The organism is Nonomuraea glycinis, assembly GCF_035920485.1.
Taxonomy (GTDB): domain Bacteria; phylum Actinomycetota; class Actinomycetes; order Streptosporangiales; family Streptosporangiaceae; genus Nonomuraea; species Nonomuraea glycinis.
The window spans coordinates 26633-46244 of sequence record NZ_CP109166.1 but is presented as its reverse complement, the minus strand read 5'-3'; the positions used below and the strand labels follow the sequence as shown (position 1 = coordinate 46244).

Here is a 19612-nt window from a genome sequence, read left to right as displayed (position 1 = left end):
GGCGGGGCGAGGATCGCCGTGATCCTCGCCCCGCCGTCAAGCCGCCCGAGCCCTCAGGAGGCGTCCTTGGCGCGGTTGCGCAGCGCCCGGCTGACGCCGTCGGCGCCTTCCAGGATCAGCCTGCGCAGCGCCTGGGGCCGCTCCTCGGCCGCCAGATAGTCCTGCGCCGCGCGTACGGTCTCCTCCTCGATGAGCAGCGAGGGGAAGCACCCGACCGCGAACGTCGAGGCCTGGTCGAACGTCCACTCCTGGTAGATCCGCCCCACCTGCTCGAAGTACTTCGCGCGGTAGGGCGCCAGCAGCTCGGGGTGGTGCGGGTCCTGGAAGCCGTTGATCGTGGTGCGGGCGATGTGGTTGGCGAGCTCGCCGCCCACGATCCGCTCCCAGGCCGCGGCCTTGGCCTCGGCCGTCGGGACGGCCGCCCGGCACAGCGCCGCGGACCTCTCGCCGGTGGCCGTGGGGTCGCGCTCCAGCTCGGCCTCGATGTCGGCCGGGCCCAGCCGGCCGCCGACGACCAGCGCGTGCACCAGCGTCCAGCGCAGGTCCGTGTCCACCGACAGCCCGGCGGGCACCTCGCGGCCGTCCAGGATCGCCGTCAGCAGCGCCAGGTCGTCCGCGGAGGTGGCCACCGGCGCGAACGCCTGGAGGTAGGCGAGCTGGTGGTCCGAGCCGGGCTCGGCGGTGGCCAGCAGCGAGCGCAGCTCGCCGCCCAGCAGCGCCATGCCCTCGGCCCGCCACGCCGGGTCGGCGTACTGCTGGACGGCCTGCCGCGCCTGCCGCAGCACCGTCTGCAGGACGGTGAGGTCCTTGACCGTGGCGATGCCCGAGACGACGAGCTTGACGTAGTCGCGAGTGGACATCTCGCCGTCACGGGTCATGTCCCAGGCCGCGGACCAGCACAGCGCGCGGGGCAGCGACTCGGTGAAGCCGGAGATGCCGCCCTCGACCAGCGTGCGCAGCGACCGTTCGTCCAGCCGGACCTTGGCGTACGTGAGGTCGTCGTCGTTGATCAGGACCAGGTCGGGCTGCTCCGCGCCGACCAGCTCGGCGACGGCCGTGCGGGCGCCCACCACGTCGAGCTCCACCCGCTTGGTACGGGTCAGCGCGCCGTCGGTGAGGGAGTAGAGGCCGATCGCGACGCGGTGCGAGCGCAGCGTCGGGTAGTCGGCGGGGGCCTCCTGCAGCACCTCGAAGGAGGTGAACCTGCCGTCGGCCACCTCGAATGACGGCCGCAGCGTGTTGACCCACGAGGTCTCCAGCCACTCCTTCGACCACGACGACAGGTCGCGGCCGGAGGTGCGCTCCAGCGCGCCGAGCAGGTCCTTCAGCTCGGTGTTGCCCCACGCGTGCTCGTTGAAGTAGTCGCGCACGCCGGCCAGGAAGTTGTCCAGCCCGACGTAGGCGACGAGCTGCTTGAGCACCGAGGCGCCCTTGGCGTAGGTGATGCCGTCGAAGTTGACCTCGACCGCCTGCATGTCCGGGATGTCGGCGGCGATCGGGTGGGTGGAGGGCAGCTGGTCCTGGCGGTAGGCCCAGGACTTCTCCACGTTGGCGAAGGTCGTCCACGCCCCGCCGCCCCAGCGGGTGGCCTCGGCCTGGGCGAGCACCGACATGTAGGTGGCGAACGACTCGTTCAGCCACAGGTCGTCCCACCAGCGCATGGTGACGAGGTCGCCGAACCACATGTGCGCCATCTCGTGCAGGATCGTCTCCGCGCGCCGCTCGACCACGGCGTCGGTGACCCGGGAGCGGAAGACGTAGTCCTCGAGGAAGGTCACGCAGCCCGCGTTCTCCATCGCGCCGGCGTTGAACTCCGGCACGAAGAGCTGGTCGTACTTGCCGAAGGGGTAGCGGACGCCGAACACCTTGTGGAAGAAGTCGAAGCCCTGCCGGGTGACCTCGAGGATGTTGTCGGCGTCGAGGTGCTCGGCGAGCGAGGCGCGGCAGTAGATGCCCAGCGGGATGCCGTCGTGCTCGGCGGTCACCTTGTGGTAGGGGCCGGCCACGAGCGCGGTGATGTAGGTGGACATGATCGGGGTGACGGCGAAGGTCCAGCGCTTGGCGGCGGGCACGGTGCCGTGCTTGCCGGGCTCCGCGGGCAACTCCACCACGGAGGCGGCCGCGGCGTTGGAGACGACCTCCCAGTCCTTCGGCGCGAGCGCGGTGAGCTGGAAGGTGGCCTTGAGGTCGGGCTGGTCGAAGCAGGCGTACATGCGGTGCGCGTCGGCCGTCTCGAACTGGCTGTGCAGGTAGACCTTCTGGTCCACCGGGTCGACGAAGCGGTGCAGGCCCTCGCCGGAGCGCATGTAGGCGCAGTCGGCGTCGATGAGCAGCTCGTTGGAGTCGGCGAGCGAGGGGAGCGGGAGACGGCCCTTGTCCTCGTCGTAGGTGGCCAGGTCGAGCTCCTGGCCGTTGAGCACGGCTTTGCGCACGCGGGCGCCGTGCAGGTCGATGAAGGTGGCGGCGCCCGGCTGGGCGCTGGTGAAGCGGACCGTGGTCACGCTCTCGAAGCGCTCGTCGCCCTCGGTGAGGTCGAGTGCCACCTCGTATGACTCGACCTTCAACAGCCGGGCACGCGTACGAGCCTCGTCCCGGGTCAGGTTGCCTGCCAAGTTGCGCTCCTTTTCACCACTTCGTCTGCGAATTGTCCGTATCCTGCCATGCCAGGAATAGGACACGGACCTCACAAGGTTATGGCCCCACATGACGCAGAAGACTCCTGTCAGCCTGTGGTTCGATCCTCTCTGCCCCTATGCCTGGGTCACGTCACGATGGCTTCTCGAAGTCGAGAAGGTCCGGCCCATCGAGATCAACTGGCGCATCATGAGCCTCCAAGTGCTCAACCAGGACAAGGACGTCTCGGACGACTATCGCGCGCGTATCGCCAGGGTGGTCGGCCCGGGCAGGACGGTGGCCGCGGTCGCCGCCAAGTACGACGGTGACGCCGTCGGGCGCTACTACACCGAGCTCGGCACGCTCCTGCACAACGAGCAGCACGCCAAGCGCGAGGGAAGCCTGCGCCCCACCGTCGAGGAGGCCCTCGTGGCCGCCGGCCTGGACAAGGGGGTGGCTGACGCGATGGACTCCGACCAGTTCGACGAGGCCGTCCGGATCTCCCACGACGAGGGCATGGCCCTGGTCGGCCAGGAGGTCGGCACGCCCGTCATCCGCGTCGGCGCCAACGCGTTCTTCGGCCCGGTGATCACCTCCATCCTCAGGGGAGAGGACGCGGGCCGGCTGTGGGACGGCGTCCTGCTGGTCACCGAGTTCGAGGACTTCTTCGAGCTGAAGCGGACCCGTACGCGTTCGCCGCGTTTCGACTGATTTCTCTCTCAGTGGCGGTAGAAGAAGCTGTGTTCGCGGGGGACACAGCTCACCCCGGAAAGCGTGACTCCCTCGCGAAGTGACCACGGGCACGCCAGGATGAGAGATATGCGTCAGCTTTACATCGGCGGTGCCTGGACCGCCTCAGCCTCGGGAGAGGCCATCGAGGTCGTCAACCCGGCCACAGAGGAGATCATCGACCGGGTGCCCGCGGGCGCCGCGGCGGACGTCCAGGAAGCGGTGCGAGCGGCCAGGAAAGCCTTCGGCTCCTGGTCGGTCACCGCGCCCGCCGACCGGGCCAAACTCCTGACCGCCGCGGCCGAGCTGCTGGTGCGGCGCGCCGACGACGTCGCCCGGATCATCACCGCCGACATGGGCTCGCCGCTGGGGTTCGCGCTCAAGGTGCAGACCCTGATGCCCGCCCGCGTGCTCGCCTCCTACGCCGGGCTCGCCGAGAGCCACCCGCGCGAGTCGCGCGTCGGCAACTCGCTCGTCGTCAAGGAGCCGGTCGGCGTCGTCGCCGCCATCACGCCGTGGAACTATCCGCTGCACCAGATCATCGCCAAGGTCGCCCCGGCGCTGGCCGCCGGCTGCACGGTCGTGCTCAAGCCGAGCGAGGTGGCGCCGCTGGCGGCCTACGCGCTGGCCGACATCTTCCATGAGGTGGGCCTGCCACCGGGCGTCTTCAACCTGGTCAGCGGGCGCGGGCCGGTCGTCGGCGAGGCCATGGCCGCGCATCCCGACGTGGACATGATCTCCTTCACGGGCTCCGTCAGGGCCGGCCGCAGAGTGGCCGCGCTGGCCGTCGAGGACGTCAAACGGGTCGCCCTGGAGCTCGGCGGCAAGTCCGCGAACGTCATCCTGCCCGACGCCGACCTCGGCGTGGCCGTCAAGGTGGGCGTCGCCAACTGCTTCGTCAACGCCGGCCAGACCTGCTCCGCCTGGACCCGCATGCTGGTCCACCGCGACCACTACGACGACGCCGTCCACCTGGCCGTCCAGGCCGCCCGCAAGTACACCGTGGGCGACCCGTTCGACGAGGGCACCCGGCTGGGGCCGCTGGTCTCCGCCGCACAGCGCGACCGCGTCGTCCGCTACATCAACCGGGGCCAGGAGGAAGGCGCCAGGCTGGTGGCCGGCGGCACCGAGCGGCCGCTGCCGCGCGGCTTCTACGTGGAGCCGACCGTCTTCGCGGGGGTCGAGTCCGGCATGACGATCGAGCAGGAGGAGATCTTCGGCCCGGTCCTGTCGATCATTCCCTACACCTCCGAGGACCAGGCCGTCCAGATCGCCAACGGCACCCCGTACGGCCTGGCGGGCGCGGTCTGGGCGGGCACCGAGGAGCGGGCCGTCGCGCTCGCGCGCAGGCTGCGCACCGGTCAGGTGGCCATCAACGGCGGCGGATTCAACCCGCTGGCCCCCTTCGGCGGCTACAAGCAGTCCGGCATCGGCCGCGAGCTCGGCGAGCACGGATTCGAGGAGTTCTTCGAGATCAAGTCGCTGCAGCTGTGACCGCCTGGTGCGCGGCACCGCCCGCAGTGCTCCTCCAGGCCGCTGATGAGATGGACGGTTCGCCGCGCGACGCCCTTCGGCGCCGGGCTACGCCTGGAGGATGATCTTCCGGGCCTGGTTCTTCGGCAGGCGGTCCACGTACAGCTTGCCGTCGAGGTGTTCGCTCTCGTGCTGGAAGCAGCGCGCGAGCGAGCCGCGGGCCTGGACGCGGACCGGGCGCTCCAGCCGGTCGAAGCCCTCGACCGTCACGCCGGCCGCCCGTCCCACCGGGGCGAAGGCCGGTCGCCCCGTGCCCCGGTCGGGCACCGACAGGCAGCCCTCCTCGTCGACGATCTCCTCGGCGTCGTCGACGGTCAGCGTGGGGTTGATCAGATGGCCCTTGCGCCCGCTGATGTCATAGACGAACACGCGCCGCGACACGCCGATCTGCGGACCCGCCAGTCCCACCCCGTCCACCGCGTACATCGCCTGGAACATCTCGTCGATGAGGCGGCGCAGCTCACGGTCGAAGTCCTTGACCGGCTCGGCGGGGGTGCGCAGGACCGGGTCGCCGATCACGCGGATCTCACGCATGGACGCTCCCATCTCTCGTAAGGGCTGCATGGCGTTGGCAGTCCTTACTCTAGTCAGAGCCGACGGCACTGGAAACAGGCGGGCGCAGCTGTGGAAGACTGGGCGGGTGCGTGTCTACATCGGTGCCGACCATGCCGGCTATGAGCTCAAGAACCACCTGGTGTCCTGGCTGAAGGAGCACGGTCACGAGGTGACCGACTGCGGTCCCTCGGTCTATGACGCCGAGGACGACTATCCCGCCTTCTGCCTGCGCGCCGCCGAGGGTGTGGCGGGCGACCCGGGCAGCCTGGGCATCGTCATCGGTGGCTCCGGCAACGGTGAGCAGATCTCCGCCAACAAGGTGCGCGGCATCCGGGCCGCGCTCGCCTGGAGCGAGGAGACCGCCCAGCTCGCCCGCGAGCACAACAACGCCAACGTGGTCTCCCTCGGCGCGCGCATGCACACCACCGAAGAGGCCACCGGCTTCGTCGAGGTCTTCCTCGGCACCGCGTTCTCCGGCAGCGCGCGGCACAGCCGGCGCATCGCCCAGGTGCAGGCCTACGAGACCATCGGCCAGCTTCCCTCGCTGCCCTAGCTCCTGCGCTTGGCGTCGCGTTTGGGCATCTCGTCACGCAGGGGCCGCCTGTCGGCGGCCTCCTGCTGCTCTTTCGACGGCCGCGAGACCTCTCGCGCGCGCATCGCGGTGATCGCAGTGATCTGCAAACTCTGCAGGGCCATGTCCCGGACTCTACGTCAGAAGACGAGGCCGGCCCATGGCTTGGGGCTCCACGACATGGCCGTGTTCAGCGCGCGGACGGCGCCCGGCGTGTGCTCACCGAGCAGTCCGGCCCCGTGCTCCTCGATCAGCGTCCCGTCGCCCAGATAGGCGGAGCCCAGCGAGGCGGCCTTCAGCGTGATGTCGGGCTCGTCGTCGACCGGCTTGCACTCCGCGCCCGTGGTGTCGGCGCTGAGCCGCCAGCGGCGGGAGTTCCAGGGGCACGCCTCGTCCTGCACCGCCAGCACCACGTCCACCGGGGCCGCGTAGGAGCGCGAGGTCAGCGCCCTGTCCACCTCGACCAGGCGCACCCACACGTCGTCGCTCCAGCGAGCGCGCAGCTGCCGCTGGTCGGCCACCAGCGCGAACAGCGGATCGTCCACCGGCCGGGCATGGCTGACGATCTTGCTGACCAGGTCCCGGTCGAGCACGCTGCGCCAGAGCAGCGCGTAGGCGGCCGGATCGGCGGCGAACAACTCGTTCAGCCTGAGCTCACCGGCGGGCATCCCGTCGGCGTCCCAGTCCGGCTTGATCCTGAACAGCGCGTAACCCCGTACACCCTGGTCGTCCTCGGCGATCACCGAGCGGAGCACGCCCGCGCCGCGCTGGTCGAACTCCTCGTCGGCCAGGATGTTGTCCCAGAACGCCGGCTTGCGCTCGTACAGACCGGGACGCCGCGTGACGACGGCGGCGAACAGCCGCTCGAAGTCGGCGCGGGCCTCGGCCGGCTTGGCGACCCTGAGCCTCAGCGCCGGATCCACCGGTGCGTCCCTGACGAAGGCGGCGCCGCGCTTGTCGATGGTCAGCGCCATCTGGCCGGCCGCTCTGCCGTACCCGAACCTGCCGTAGATCGGCGTCTCGGACGCGTACAGCGCCGCGACCGCCTCGCCGCGCTCGCGGATGTCGGTGAGCTGCCTGCGCATCAGCGCGGACAGCACGCCCCGGCGGCGGTGCGAGGGCAGCACGCTGACGGCCGTCACGCCCGCGACCGGGATCGGCCCGCCGGGGACCGTCATCCGGAAGCTGAAGATCGCCGTGCAGCCGACGATGGTGTCGCCGTCGAAGGCCGCCAGGGTGCGGTCGAACTCGGTCTCCCGCTTGTACCGCTCGGACTGAACGGGATGGGGGGTCCAGGCGAACCCCTCGGCGAGCACGTCGCCGAAGGCGGACCACTCGGCCTCGGCAACAGGACGGATGGGGTAGGTCATCCCTCCACGGTACGCACGGGCCAAGACGGACGGCACCTGATTATCGGTGCTTAATGATCAAGGTCTTGGTCAAGTGGGCTGCCCAAAGATGGTTCAGACCGATACAGTCAGGCGCATCATGAGTTCCCGCCCGGCCCCGCTGATCCCGCCACGGCTCCGCGCGCTGCTCGTGCGGGTGCCCTTCCTGGTGCAGGCCGTACGATTCCTCCGGCGCGGGCCTCTCGCGCGTGAGCGCAACCTGCTGATCACGCTGGCTCTGTTGTCGCTGGTCACCGGCCTGCTGGCGGCGCGGGTGTCGACCGAGTGGTTCTCGCCCTCGCTACTCATCCTGGTCACCCTGGTGGGCGGGCTGCAACTGCGGGTGCGCAACTTGATCAAGCTGCTGGCGGTGGTCGCCGTCGCGCTCGGCTACATCGCCTTCACCCTCGGCGCGGCGAGCATCGGCGTCGGGCTGATGGTGACGATCGGGTTCACCACGGTGCTCGCGGTGCTCATGGCGCGCACCCGCGGCAAGCTCGGCGTGCAGGGGCTGCGCGGCGACGCGATGCTGCTGGAGCTGCGCGACCGGCTGAGAAGCCAGGGCGAGCTGCCCGAGCTGCCCAAGGACTGGGGCGGCAAGGTGGTGCTCAAGCAGGCGGGCGGCTCCTCCTTCGGCGGCGACTTCCTGGTGTCCATGCGCGACGGCGAGCAGGTGGACATCGCGCTGGTCGACGTCTCCGGCAAGGGCGTCGACGCGGGCACCAGGGCGCTGCTGCTGTCGGGCACCTTCGGCGGGCTGCTCGGCTCGGTCGACGACTTCCTGCCCGCCTGCAACTCCTACCTGCACCGCCAGCGCGGCGACGAGGGCTTCGTGACCGCCGTGCACGTCCGGCTCCACCTGGCCACCGGCGACTACACCATCACCTCGGCGGGCCATCCTCCGGTGGTGAAGTTCGACGCCGGCACCGGCAACTGGGAGGTCGCCTCGGCCAAGGGCGTGGTCCTCGGCGTGGTGCCCGACCTGCACTGCGAGCCCGAGAGCGGCACCCTGCACAAGGGCGACGCGCTGCTGCTCTACACCGACGGACTGATCGAGCAGCCGGGGCGCGACATCGACGCCGGGCTCGACAAGCTGCTGGGCGAGGCCGAGCGGCTGCTGCCGTCCGGATTCCGGGACGGCGCCCGTGCCCTGGTCAACGCCATGGCCTCGGGGCACAACGACGACTGCGCGCTGGTGCTCATCTGGCGCCCTTAGGCATGGATTGTCCGCAAGCCGTCCAGGTGCGGAGAGTTCGACTACCCTGGGGCTGTCAAGACCCTCCGGCTGCCTGGAGCACACGTAGATGGACTGGCTGTTTCTCGCGGGGATCGTCATCTTCCTCATCGGTTTGATGGTGTCCATCGCGTTGCACGAGATCGGGCATCTCGTGCCTGCCAAGATCTTCGGCGTCAGGGTGACGCAGTACATGGTCGGCTTCGGCGGGACCGCCTGGTCCCGCCGCAAGGGCGAGACGGAGTACGGCATCAAGTGGCTGCCGCTGGGCGGCTACATCCGCATGATCGGCATGCTGCCGCCCCGGCCGGGCGACGATCCCAACAAGCTCAGGGGCAGCTCGACCGGCCCCTTCCAGGGCCTCATCGACACCGCCCGTGAGGCGGCGCAGGAAGAGGTACGGCCGGGCGACGAGGACCGGGTCTTCTACCGGAAGAAGTGGTGGCAGAAGGTCATCATCATGTCCGGCGGCCCGGCGATGAACTTCGTGCTGGCGTTCATCCTCTTCACGATCCTGCTCGTCGGCATCGGCCTGCCCACGTTCGCCCCGATCGTGTCGCCCGACACCAACACGTGCGTGATCCCGATCAGCGAGCAGCGCACCGAGTGCAAGGCCGGCGACCAGCCGACCCCCGCCTCCCAGGCCGGTCTCAAGGCCGGGGACAAGCTCGTCTCCCTCGACGGCAAGAAGATCGAGACGTGGCAGGACGCCACCCAGCTGATCCGCTCCCACGGCGCGGGCGACGTCGCGCTCGGCGTCGTCCGTGACGGCAAGCCCATGACGCTGACCGTCTCGCTCATCGCACAGGACCGGCCCAAGCCCGACGACCCCGACACCATCGAGCGCAATGTCGGCTTCCTCGGCGTCCTGCCCACGCAGGTCATGCAGACGCAGAGCGTCGGCGCGGTCTTCGGCCACATGGCGGAGCTCACCGGCCGGGTTGCGCAGTCGCTGTTCAACCTGCCGGAGAAGATGGTCGGCGTCTGGCACGCCGCCTTCTCCGGTGAGAAGCGCGACCCCGAGGGCCCGGTGGGCGTCGTCGGCGCCGGGCGCATGGGCGGCGAGATCCTCGCCTCCGACCTGACCGGGCTGCAGAAGCTCGCCGTCTTCGTCAACCTGCTGGCCGGATTCAACCTGGCGATCGGCATGTTCAACCTGATCCCGCTGCTGCCGCTCGACGGCGGCCACATCGCCGGCGGCCTGTGGGAGGGCATCAAGCGCGGCTACGCCCGGGTCATGCGCCGCCCCGAGCCCAACTACGTCGACATCGCCAAGGTCCTGCCGCTCACGTACGCGCTGGCGTTCGTCATGATCATCATGGCCGGGCTGCTCGTCTACGCCGACCTGATCAATCCGCTCAGGCTCACGGGCTGACGTCCCCGTCCCCGGTCATCCCGTCGATCCGCTCGCGCAGCAGGTCGGCGTGGCCGTTGTGGCGGGCGTACTCTTCGAGCATGTGCATCATGATCCACCGCAGGGAGACCGCCTGACCGTTCCGCCCCCGCTTGGCGAGCCCGTCCAGCGGCACGCACCTGGCCGCCTTGCGGGCCTGCGCCACCTCCTCCCGCCACTGCGCGGACGTCTCCGCCCAGGTGGCCGTCCCCGCCTCGGTGAACTCGGCCAGCTCGGGGTACAGGTGCGGAATGTCCTCACCGGCCAGGCGGCGCCGGAACCAGGAGCGCTCCACCTTGGCGAGGTGCCGTACGAGTGCCATCAGCGACAACGTCGACGGCGGCACCGAGGCCAGGCGCAACTGCTCGTCGCTGAGACCCTGGCACTTGAGCATCAAGGTCTCGCGATGCCAGTTGAGCCACTCGTCCAGCATCTCGCGCTCGCCGGCGATGTGGGCCGGATAGGGATACTCCCGCATAGTGTCCGATTATGAACCCACTGGACGCATTGCGAGAGCTCTGCCGCGCCCTGCCCGAGACGACCGAGCGACTCAGTCACGGTGAGCCCACCTGGTTCGTCAGGGGCAAGAAGACCTTCGTCATGTACGCCGACCATCACCATGACGACCGGCTGGGCTTCTGGTGCGCCGCCCCCGCGGGTGTCCAGGAGGCGCTGGTGGCCGCGGCTCCGGAACGTTTCTTCCGCCCGCCGTACGTGGGCCACCGGGGCTGGCTCGGCGTCTACCTGGACGTCGAGGACGTCGACTGGGAGGAGATCGCGGAGATCGTCGTGGACGCCTATCGCCAGATCGCGCCCAAGTCCCTCGTCGAGCGCCTGCCTGCCGGTCCCTTCGGGCCAGACCCCGCTGAAGCCGGGGACGGCCGTGGGTCACCGGATCCAGGCCCGGCCTGACGGTCTCAGCAGTGCCACGGTAACGCGCGGAGGTCGCGCGTCCTCAGCCCCGCGTGAACGGCGCCAGGGTGGGACCGAAGATCGCGCCGAGGACCAGCCAGCCGAGGATGACCGTGAGCCAGAGCACGGCGCGTCTGCTCGGCGGGGGGCCGCTGCGAAGCAGGGAGATGCCCAGAGGGATGAACGCGGCACAGAGTCCGCCCGCGGCGATGATGGACTGCGGGATCTGCGTGCCTTTGAGCGTCCCGAGCGCGAGCGCCGACATCAGGCCGAGCGCGACCGAGCGGCCCAGCCCCAGGGCGCCGGAGCGGTAGGCGCCGACGGCCAGCACGACCCAGCCGAGGAAGGCCGGCCCGGACAACGTCCTGAACGGATGCCACTGCGTCGCCCCCCATGCCGCGTAGTAGTCGCCGATTCCGTTGATCATGGAGGTCAGGCCGAGGCTGTCGGTCAGGTAGAAGGCCAGGTGATCGGTGCCGAACTGGAAGGTCCGGGTGAACAGGCCGACGATCACCAGACAGCCGCCCCACAGGCCCCACAGCGGGCTGGTGGCGGCGATCCGCTGCGCCAGCGTCATGACCGCCGGGCACAGCAGGATGATCCCGCACGCGAAGCAGGCGTAGGCGGCGGTGATGAGGGTGGGGTGCCGGGTGTAAGCGGCGAGCTGGTCAGGGAAGAAGAAGTGGAACTGGGCGCGGAGGAGAATCCCGGTCATGAGCAGGGCGGGGCCGCAGATCAGCGCGACGGCGCTCACCCATCGTCCGGGGAACGGGAGCGGTCGGCCCAGGTCGGCCGTGGCGTTGGCGGCGCGCCGGTCCGCGCCGGCCCGGCGCCACCGGGTGATGCGTCCGCGAAACTCTAGGTCCATACGTTCCTGCCCATCTCGTCGGTGCGGCGCGTCGGCTCGATCTGCCGGGCGCATCAGCATGGTGATGGGCGGCGCGGTGCGGGCGCGTCCGGCTCAGGTCGCATCTTGGTACGGCATGCACGAGCCTCGTACGACCCCAGACGGATACGGGAAGTCCTACCGTGGGCAGATGCCGGGCGACCTGGTCGGGCGATAGTTTCTCGTCATGGAGTGGGCTCGGCGACTCGGCCGAAGGGGTGTCGCCGACGCGGCGGTGGCGGTCATCCTGGCGCTGTTCATCAGATACACCATCGATGATCCGCCGGGGCCGTCGTCGTCGTGGCCCGCCTGGTCGGCTTGGCCGGTCGCGGTGGTCGTGAGCTTTCCGGTCGCGGTCCGGCGGCGCTGGCCACGGGCCATGCTCGCCTTCGCGTGCGCCACGGGCACCCTGGCGACCGTGGCCGGTGCCGCCGTGGCGGGCGCGATCTGGGCGTCGTTCGTGCCGACCGCGCTCGTGCTATACCTCATGGCCACCACCGCCTCGGTCGCCTGGTCGGTGGCGGGCTTGGCAGGCTGCCTGACTGCCGCGGTGACCGCGGTCCTGATCTTCTACGACCAGGTGTTTCCCGGCCTCACCCCCGCGGCCGCACCGAGCGAGCTGCCACCGGCCTGGCCGATCGAGATCGGCGTGATCGGCGTGCTGCTGGTCACCGGATGGGTCGTCGGAGCGGTCGTGCGCTGGAAGCGGGACACGACCGCTCGCCTCGTCCGCCACCTCGCCGAGGCCGCGGTGGCCGACGAACGCAGGCGCATCGCCAGGGAGCTGCACGACGTCATCGGCCACAGCATGAGCCTGATCGCGGTCAAGGCCACCGTCGCCAACCATGTCGCCGACGCCCGCCCGCAGGAGATGCGCGCCGCGCTGGCCGTCATCGAGCAGACCAGCCGGAGCACGCTCACCGAGATCCACCGGGTGCTCGACCTGCTGCGCTCCGACGGCGACCCCCAGCAGGCCCAGCCGCTCGTTCCCGGCATGGCGGACCTGCCCGAGCTGGCCACCCACGCCCGCTCGGCCGGGGTCGAGGTGGACCTGATCGTCCGCGAGGAGGCCGCGCCACCTCCTGCGGTCGCGGTGTCGGTGTACCGGATCGTGCAACAGGCCCTGACCAACGTCATCACCCACGCGGGGCCCACCCGCTGCTCGGTCACCGTGGACCTCGACGGGCGGGAGGCCGCGATCGAGGTCGTCGACGACGGCCCCCGCCACGGCCGGCCGCCGCGGCGACCGGGCCCCGGCGGACACGGCCTCATCGGCATGCGCGAACGGGCGAAGACGTACGGAGGCACGTTCAGCGCGGGATCCCGACCTGAGGGAGGCTTTCGCGTGGCAGCCCGCCTGCCCTACGACCCGAACAGCACAGTGACATGACCGCCCGACCCGAACGGCACAGTGACATGACCGCCCGACATGACCGCCCGGCATGAGCGCCGCGACATGACCATCGATGCCGCTCCGCGCAGCCCGTCCCCGGCCGTCCGGGTGTTGCTCGCCGAGGACCAGGTGCTGGTGCGCGACAGTCTCAAGGTTCTCATCGACACCACACCGGGGCTGGTCACGGTGGGCGAGGCGGGCACCGGTGACGAAGCCGTGCTCCTGGCCCGCCGGCTGCGACCGGACGTCGTCCTCATGGATGTTCGCATGCCGGACATGGACGGCATCGAGGCGACCAGGCGGATCTGCGCCGACCCCGCCAGTCCTGGCGTGCGCGTGCTGATCCTCACCACGTTCGATCAGGACGACTACGTGTACGCATCGCTACGGGCCGGCGCGAGCGGCTTCCTCCTCAAGCACGCGACGGCGACCGAGTTACTGGCCGCCATCCGGGTCGTCGCCGCCGGCGAATCGCTACTGGCGCCCACCGTCACCCGCAGGCTCATCGCCACCTTCCTGCGAGGCTCCCACCCGGCCCCGGCCAAGCGGGACCTCGACGGCATCACCCAGCGCGAGCGCGAGGTGCTCACCCTCATCGGCAAGGGCATGTCCAACTCCGAGATCGCCGAGCACCTGCACCTCACCGTCGGCACGGTCAAGACCCACGTCGGCCGGCTCCTGGCGAAGCTGCCCGCCCGCGATCGGGCCCAGCTCGTCATCGCCGCCTACGAAGGCGGGCTCGTCAACCCGGCGCGGTGACCGACCGGCTCAGGAAGGCGCCCGGGTCACTGCATGGAGATGTGTACGTGGTCGTAGTGGTTCTCGGTGACGCTGCCCCGGTTGGACATCGGGCTCCAGCCGGAGCCGTGGTTGATCCGCTGCTTCCAGATGACGTACTTGACGCCGAGCTTGTTGCGGTTCTCGATGGTCCACGCGGCGATGCTGTCGCCGAGCGCGTTGTTGACGGCGCTGGGCAGGCTGCCGCCGGTGCTCATCATGAAGTCGCACGCCCGGCCCAGGGGGTGCTCGCCGCCGCCACCCGAGCGGAAGCAGCCGACCGAGAACGGCAGCCTGAAGTTCTTCTGCAACTGCTCGCGCATCAGCCGGGTGCGGCCCGTGATGTTGTCGGCGCCTGACGGGAGCTGGGGCGCCCAGCTGCCGTCGGAGCGGCGGCCGGTGCTGAACGGGATGAGGTCCTTGAGCTTCTTCTGGATGTCGTCGATGACGTCCTCGGCCTCGTCACGCTGCTCGGCCACCTCGGCGGTGTCGGCGCTGATGTCGCGGGCGAGGGCCGCCGCCTCGTCGACCGCGTTCTTCTTCTCGTCGCGCGCGTCGACCACGCCCTGAACCACGGCCGTCTGCTCGGCGGTGAGCTGCTCCAGCAGGGCCGCGGAGGCGCCGTCTGGCGGCACCACCCACGTCGGCAGCGCCATGCCGCCGTTCTGATAACGCAGATTGGCCAGCTCGGAGACGCGCCCCCGAGCGGCGGTGAGCGCCTCCTCCGCGGTGGCGAGTCGCTTCTCGGCCACCTCGGCGGCCTGCTTGGCCTTGGCCAGCTCGACCCGCTTGAGGTTGTACCGCTCGATGAGCTTGTCGACCTTCTGGTTCAGCCCTTTGAGCTCCTTGCGGAGCTGGGCCTCGGTCGGTTTGGGCTCGGCGCTGGCCACGGACGACACGGTCGCGGGAATGAAGATCACCGCCGCCGCGGTGATGACGCCGATGGCAAGGTGCGCGGGGGACGCTGCCGCCACGAACGGGTTCCTCTCCCTCTGCCGGCCGGGTTAGCTGACGGGTTCGGGTAAGAGAGCTTTCCCTACCACCGAAGTGGATTCACCCCAAATGCGGTGGGTCCCCGGCTCCAGGCGATTCGCCCGGATTAGGCATGGCACGGCGTTACGGCCGTGCCCCAAGGGATATTAGTGGTAGATCCCGAGTAACGCGACTCCAATCGGAAATCAATCAGTGATCTACCTGTGATCGAAGCATCCGCGCGGCCTCTTCGGGGAGCACGTCGTTGACGAAGGCGCCCATGGCCGACTCCGACCCTGCCAGGAACTTCAGCTTGCCGGGCGCCCGCCGGATGCTGAACAACTCCAGGTGCAGATAGCCCAGCTCACGCTCCTGCCGCACCGGCGCCTGGTGCCAGGCCGAGATGTACGGCATCGCGACGTCGAACAGGCCGTCCAGGGCCCGCAGCACCGAGGTGTAGAGCGGCGCGAACGCGGACCGCTCGGCCTCCGACAGCGCGGCCAGGTCCGGCACCTGCCGATGCGGGTAGAGGTGCACCTCGAACGGCCAGCGGGCGGCGGCGGGCACGAAGGCCGTCCACAGCTCGTTGGCGGCCACCACCCGGGGCCCCTTCCGCTCGGCGTCCAGCACATCGGCGTACAGGTTGCGGCCCTGATGGCGCTCGGCGTAACGCCGGGCGGCGGCCAGTTGCAGCTTGGTCCTGGGCGTCACGTACGGGTAGGCGTAGATCTGGCCGTGCGGGTGGAAGAGCGTGATGCCGATCTCCTCGCCGCGGTTCTCGAAGCAGAAGACCTGCTCCACGCCCTCGATCGCGGACAACTCCGCCGTGCGGTCCGCCCAGGCCTCCATGACCAGCTCGACCTGCTCGTCGGAGAGCCGGGAGAAGGAGGAGGAGTGCTCGGCGGTGAAGCACACCACTTCGCACCGCCCCGCGCCCGGACGAACCTCACTCAGTCCGCCCGCTTCCTCATAAGCCCCGAAATTTCCGGAAAAAGACGGAAAGCGGTTCTCGAACACCACCACGTCATAGTCGTTCGCCGGGACCTCCGACGACCGCGTCTCGGACGACGGGCAGAGCGGGCACTCGTCGGCCGGAGGCAGGAACGTACGCGTCTGCCGGTGCCCCGCCATCGCGATCCACTCTTCGGTCAGCGGGTCGTAGCGCAGCTCGGACGCCACCGGCCGCGGCCCGAGGGGCCGCCGGTCGATCGCGCTTCGATCGGCGTCGTCGCGCCGATCGAAGTAGATCAACTCCCGGCCGTCGGCCAGATGGGTGATGGTGCGCTTCACTGAGAGCCCTCCGCGATGATCAGTTCGCCGACCCGTTCGGCCAGCTCCATACGTGCGTCCTCGGGCAGCCCCGCGTCGCTGATGACCACGTCGGCCTCGGTCAGCTCGGCGATGGTGCTGATGCCGATCGTGTTCCACTTGGTGTGGTCGGCCGGCACGACCAGCCGATGCGCGGCGGTCACCAGCTCCCTGTCGGTCTCGGACTCGAGCAGGTTGGGCGTGGTGAACCCGGCCCGCACACTCATCCCGTGCACGCCTAGGAAGAGCGTGTCCACGTGCAGCCGCCGGATCGCCGCCACGGCCACGGGGCCGACCAGCGCGTCGGAGGGCGTACGGACGCCGCCGGTGAGCACCACCGTGCGGTCGGCGCGGGGGTTGCGGTGGAAGACGTCGGCGACCGGGACCGAGTTGGTGATCACCGTGAGCTCGGGCACCCCGATCAGGTGCTGGGCCAGCGCCCACGTCGTGGTGCCCGCCGAGAGCGCGACCGCGGTGCCCGGCCGCACGAGCCGGGCGGCGCGGCGGGCGATCAGCTCCTTCTCCGGCTGCTGGCGGGCGGACTTGGCGGTGAACCCGGGCTCCTCGGTGGAGCCGGGGCCGAGCGCCGTCGCGCCGCCGTGCACCTTCTCCAGCAGCCCCCGCTCGGCGAGCACCTCGAGGTCGCGGCGGATGGTCATGTCGGAGACGCCGAGCTCGCGTACGAGATCGGCCACCCGGACGCCGCCGGCGCCGCGGACGCGTTCGAGAATCGCCTGCTGTCGCTGCTGTGCGAGCACGCCCCCGCTCCTTCCAACAGATTCCACCAAATTATGACACGCATATGTTGGGGAATGTTAGGTCATCGCATGGGCTTGTGCTCCACCGGCCCAGGAGAGACGTTGAGGACGGCAAACCGTACCCAAGGTCTTGGAGGGAAGCCCATGGCCAGGCGCGCCCGCAAGGGCAAGGCACGCAGGAAGAGGAAGGCCAACCACGGCAAGCGTCCCACCGCGCGCTGACGGTCCGAGCTAACCCGGCAGCTCGCTGAGGGCCTCGTCGATGCGCTCCTGCGGCAGCGTGCGATCCTCCATCCGGCCGGACAGGTAGCGGTCGTAGGCGCCCAGGTCGAAGTGACCGTGGCCGCACAGAGCGGTGAGGATCACCTTGTCCTCACCGCTCTCCTTGCAGCGCAACGCCTCGGTGATCGTCTCGGCCAGCGCGTGCGTCGGCTCCGGCGCGGGCACGATGCCCTCGGTGCGGGCGAATCGCACGCCCGCCTCGAAACACTCCGACTGCGACTTGGTGACCGCCTCGAACATGCCCAGTTCGTACAGGTGCGACAGCAGCGGCGACATCCCGTGATAGCGCAGCCCGCCCGCGTGGATGGGGTCGGGCACGAAGTCGTGGCCCAGCGTGTGCATCTTCAGCAGCGGCGTGAGCCCCGCCGTGTCGCCGAAGTCGTAGGCGTAACGGCCCCGCGTGAACGAGGGGCAGGCAGCGGGCTCCACGGCGCGCAGCGTCGGATCGATCTTCCCGGCCAGCTTCTCGCGCAGGAACGGGAAGATCAGCCCGGCGAAGTTCGAGCCGCCGCCGGTGCAGCCGATGATCACGTCGGGCATCTCGTCGAGCTGACCCAGCGCCTCCTCGCCGATCACCGTCTGGTGCATGAGCACATGGTTCAGCACCGAGCCGAGCGCGTAGCGGGTGCCGGCCTCGGCGGCGGCCACCTCGACAGCCTCACTGATCGCGATGCCCAGGCTGCCCGGCGAGTCGGGGTCCCCGGCCAGCACCTTGCTTCCCGACATCGTCACCGGGGACGGGCTGGCGTGCACGGTCGCGCCGTACACTTGCATGAGCGAGCGCCGGTACGGCTTGTGCTCGTAGGAGGCCCGTACCATCCAGACCTGGCAATCCAGGTCGAACTGGGCACAGGCGAAGGCCAGCGCGCTGCCCCACTGGCCCGCTCCGGTCTCCGTGGTCAGGCCGCGCACACCTTCGAGGGCGTTGTAGTAGGCCTGCGGCACGGCGGTGTTGGGCTTGTGCGAACCGGACGGGGAGCCGCCCTCGTACTTGTAGTAGATGCGGGCCGGCGTGCCGAGCGCCCGCTCCAGCCTGCGCGCCCGCAGCAGCGGAGTGGGCCGCCAGAGCCGGTAGACGTCGAGCACCTCCTGCGGAATGGCGACGAACCGCTCCTGGCTCACCTCCTGCCCGATGAGCTCCATGGGGAACAGCGGAGCCAGGTCCTCCGGCCCCACCGGCTGCCTGGTGGCCGGGTGCAACGGGGGCGGGGGTGGCGTGGGCAGGTCGGGAACGATGTTGTACCAGTGGCTGGGGATCATCGTCCCAGTCTGCGCTGGTCAGCCGCCGTGTTCCAGGCTCGCGGCCGGGTGTCGCGACGTCACCGTGCCACCTTGACCGCCAGCCGATGCGGATGATCCGCCCGTACCACCACATCCGCGACATCCGCCGGCCGCACCTCCCGCTCATACCGCTCGTACGCGGGCAACCGCCACCGCTCGCCCGCCGCCGTCCGCCGCGCCAGCGCCCCCTCGGACAGCCACAGATGTACGCTCACCTCGATCGGCAGCCCCCTGCCCAGCAGCAGCGTCCCGTCGAGCAGCAGCACCCCTCCGGCGGGCAACGTCTCGTACGGCACCCGGAACGCCCGATCCACCCGGCTGTCCCACAGCGCGGGCAGCACCTTGCCCGACCGCCCCGGGTCAAGCGGCTCCAGGACCTCCCGTACCAGCGCCCCCGTGTCGAGCCACTCGTCGTAGAACACGTCCGGATCGCTCCGCCCGTACTCCAGCCGCAGCGAGGCGGACCGCAGGAAGTCGCCCGCCGACACCCGCAACACCGTCCGCCCCCGCACCCGCAGCGGCGCGACCAGCCGATCGGCCAGCTCCCCGGGCTCCGCCGCGGGCGCCCCGTCCACCGCCACCCGCACCCACGCCTCACGAGGCCGGCCCGAGATCGACTCGGCCAGCTCATCGACCAGCGCTTCCATGGAGATCGGTCGTGCCCGCACCCCTGTGAGCCTACGAGCCGCGAATCCGGCACCGACCCGCGAACATGCGAAAGGCCAGGCTCCCCACCGGGGATGACCTGGCCTTTCCTGCCGAGAGCGGACGACGGGAATCGAACCCGCGTAGCTAGTTTGGAAGACTAGGGCTCTACCATTGAGCTACGTCCGCGCGAACCGGTCGAACTCTGGACTAGACTTCATCCGGTCGTCAGGGCGTAAGCGTACCGGAGTCCCGGAGCGTGTGCGTAACCGACGTAACGGGGCGTGGCGCAGCTTGGCAGCGCGCTTGCTTTGGGAGCAAGAAGTCGCAGGTTCAAATCCTGTCGCCCCGACTTGCCTGACCAGCACGAAGGCCACTCACC

The 19612-nt window shown here is 70.0% G+C and carries 19 protein-coding genes, 2 tRNA genes and 1 riboswitch; of the genes, 9 read left to right on the top strand and 12 right to left on the bottom strand.

Annotated features, from left to right (window positions below; translation table 11 throughout):
* Positions 1–53: 53 nt before the first annotated feature.
* The gene (gene pepN, locus OHA68_RS00240) at positions 54–2612 is read right to left on the bottom strand and encodes an aminopeptidase N (protein WP_327105770.1); all 2559 of its coding nucleotides are present in this window, start codon (positions 2610–2612) and stop codon (positions 54–56) included.
* 91 nt (positions 2613–2703) lie between these two features.
* Here pepN and OHA68_RS00235 point away from each other — a divergent pair, with 91 nt between their 5' ends.
* Both OHA68_RS00235 and OHA68_RS00230 read left to right on the top strand, forming a co-directional pair.
* The gene (locus OHA68_RS00235) at positions 2704–3324 is read left to right on the top strand and encodes a mycothiol-dependent nitroreductase Rv2466c family protein (RefSeq protein ID WP_327105769.1); all 621 of its coding nucleotides are present in this window, start codon (positions 2704–2706) and stop codon (positions 3322–3324) included.
* Positions 3325–3432: 108 nt separating this feature from the next.
* The gene (locus OHA68_RS00230; protein ID WP_327105768.1) at positions 3433–4836 is read left to right on the top strand and encodes an aldehyde dehydrogenase family protein; all 1404 of its coding nucleotides are present in this window, start codon (positions 3433–3435) and stop codon (positions 4834–4836) included.
* Between the two features lie 87 nt (positions 4837–4923).
* On the opposite strand, the gene def is transcribed toward OHA68_RS00230, so the two are convergent.
* A complete protein-coding gene (gene def / locus OHA68_RS00225; protein ID WP_225278028.1) occupies positions 4924–5409 on the bottom strand; it encodes a peptide deformylase in 486 nt (161 codons plus the stop codon).
* Positions 5410–5515: 106 nt separating this feature from the next.
* On the opposite strand from def, the gene OHA68_RS00220 reads away from it, so the two are divergent.
* On the top strand, positions 5516–5983 hold the full coding sequence (locus tag OHA68_RS00220; protein ID WP_189137209.1) for a ribose-5-phosphate isomerase: 468 nt from the start codon (positions 5516–5518) through the stop codon (positions 5981–5983).
* Here OHA68_RS00220 and OHA68_RS00215 read toward each other — a convergent pair.
* Both OHA68_RS00215 and OHA68_RS00210 read right to left on the bottom strand, forming a co-directional pair.
* On the bottom strand, positions 5980–6126 hold the full coding sequence (locus tag OHA68_RS00215) for a hypothetical protein (RefSeq protein WP_189137210.1): 147 nt from the start codon (positions 6124–6126) through the stop codon (positions 5980–5982). The genes OHA68_RS00220 and OHA68_RS00215 overlap by 4 nt on opposite strands.
* Before the next feature lie 15 nt (positions 6127–6141).
* Positions 6142–7371 (bottom strand): GNAT family N-acetyltransferase, encoded by a 1230-nt coding sequence (locus tag OHA68_RS00210; protein WP_327105767.1) that lies wholly within the window; start codon positions 7369–7371, stop codon positions 6142–6144.
* 118 nt (positions 7372–7489) lie between these two features.
* Here OHA68_RS00210 and OHA68_RS00205 point away from each other — a divergent pair, with 118 nt between their 5' ends.
* Positions 7490–8605: a PP2C family protein-serine/threonine phosphatase gene (locus tag OHA68_RS00205; protein ID WP_327105766.1), complete on the top strand. Its 1116-nt coding sequence runs from the start codon at positions 7490–7492 to the stop codon at positions 8603–8605.
* An 88-nt stretch (positions 8606–8693) separates the two neighbouring features.
* Positions 8694–9998, top strand: a complete 1305-nt coding sequence (locus tag OHA68_RS00200) for a M50 family metallopeptidase (RefSeq protein WP_327105765.1) — start codon at positions 8694–8696, stop codon at positions 9996–9998.
* Here OHA68_RS00200 and OHA68_RS00195 read toward each other — a convergent pair.
* Positions 9988–10494 (bottom strand): DinB family protein, encoded by a 507-nt coding sequence (locus OHA68_RS00195; protein ID WP_327105764.1) that lies wholly within the window; start codon positions 10492–10494, stop codon positions 9988–9990. The genes OHA68_RS00200 and OHA68_RS00195 overlap by 11 nt on opposite strands.
* Before the next feature lie 11 nt (positions 10495–10505).
* Between OHA68_RS00195 and OHA68_RS00190 the strand changes: the two genes are divergently transcribed.
* Positions 10506–10928, top strand: a complete 423-nt coding sequence (locus OHA68_RS00190) for an MmcQ/YjbR family DNA-binding protein (RefSeq protein ID WP_327105763.1) — start codon at positions 10506–10508, stop codon at positions 10926–10928.
* 43 nt (positions 10929–10971) lie between these two features.
* On the opposite strand, the gene OHA68_RS00185 is transcribed toward OHA68_RS00190, so the two are convergent.
* A complete protein-coding gene (locus tag OHA68_RS00185) occupies positions 10972–11796 on the bottom strand; it encodes a hypothetical protein (RefSeq protein ID WP_327105762.1) in 825 nt (274 codons plus the stop codon).
* A gap of 205 nt (positions 11797–12001) precedes the next feature.
* Between OHA68_RS00185 and OHA68_RS00180 the strand changes: the two genes are divergently transcribed.
* Together OHA68_RS00180 and OHA68_RS00175 are read left to right on the top strand one after the other, a co-directional pair.
* Positions 12002–13204 carry a sensor histidine kinase gene (locus OHA68_RS00180; RefSeq protein ID WP_327105761.1) on the top strand — a complete coding sequence of 401 codons (1203 nt, stop codon included), beginning with the start codon at positions 12002–12004 and terminating at the stop codon, positions 13202–13204.
* Positions 13205–13270: 66 nt separating this feature from the next.
* Positions 13271–13966: a response regulator transcription factor gene (locus OHA68_RS00175; protein ID WP_327109434.1), complete on the top strand. Its 696-nt coding sequence runs from the start codon at positions 13271–13273 to the stop codon at positions 13964–13966.
* A gap of 26 nt (positions 13967–13992) precedes the next feature.
* Here the strand turns inward: OHA68_RS00175 and OHA68_RS00170 are convergent, their stop codons facing one another.
* The 6 genes from OHA68_RS00170 to OHA68_RS00145 form a co-directional block, all read right to left on the bottom strand.
* Entirely contained in the window at positions 13993–14958 is a 966-nt protein-coding gene (locus OHA68_RS00170) for a coiled-coil domain-containing protein (RefSeq protein WP_327105760.1), read from the bottom strand.
* A gap of 5 nt (positions 14959–14963) precedes the next feature.
* Positions 14964–15100, bottom strand: a riboswitch (cyclic di-AMP (ydaO/yuaA leader).
* A gap of 66 nt (positions 15101–15166) precedes the next feature.
* Positions 15167–16246 carry a galactose-1-phosphate uridylyltransferase gene (gene galT / locus OHA68_RS00165; RefSeq protein WP_327105759.1) on the bottom strand — a complete coding sequence of 360 codons (1080 nt, stop codon included), beginning with the start codon at positions 16244–16246 and terminating at the stop codon, positions 15167–15169.
* Complete coding sequence (locus tag OHA68_RS00160) at positions 16243–17022, bottom strand: DeoR/GlpR family DNA-binding transcription regulator (RefSeq protein ID WP_327105758.1); 780 nt, start codon at positions 17020–17022, stop codon at positions 16243–16245. The genes galT and OHA68_RS00160 overlap by 4 nt, the downstream gene beginning before the upstream one ends.
* A gap of 231 nt (positions 17023–17253) precedes the next feature.
* Positions 17254–18564: a TrpB-like pyridoxal phosphate-dependent enzyme gene (locus OHA68_RS00155; protein ID WP_327105757.1), complete on the bottom strand. Its 1311-nt coding sequence runs from the start codon at positions 18562–18564 to the stop codon at positions 17254–17256.
* A 59-nt stretch (positions 18565–18623) separates the two neighbouring features.
* Entirely contained in the window at positions 18624–19253 is a 630-nt protein-coding gene (locus tag OHA68_RS00150; RefSeq protein WP_327105756.1) for a nucleoside/nucleotide kinase family protein, read from the bottom strand.
* Positions 19254–19348: 95 nt separating this feature from the next.
* Positions 19349–19419, bottom strand: a tRNA-Gly gene (locus OHA68_RS00145).
* A gap of 89 nt (positions 19420–19508) precedes the next feature.
* Here OHA68_RS00145 and OHA68_RS00140 point away from each other — a divergent pair.
* Positions 19509–19582, top strand: a tRNA-Pro gene (locus OHA68_RS00140).
* Positions 19583–19612 lie beyond the last annotated feature (30 nt).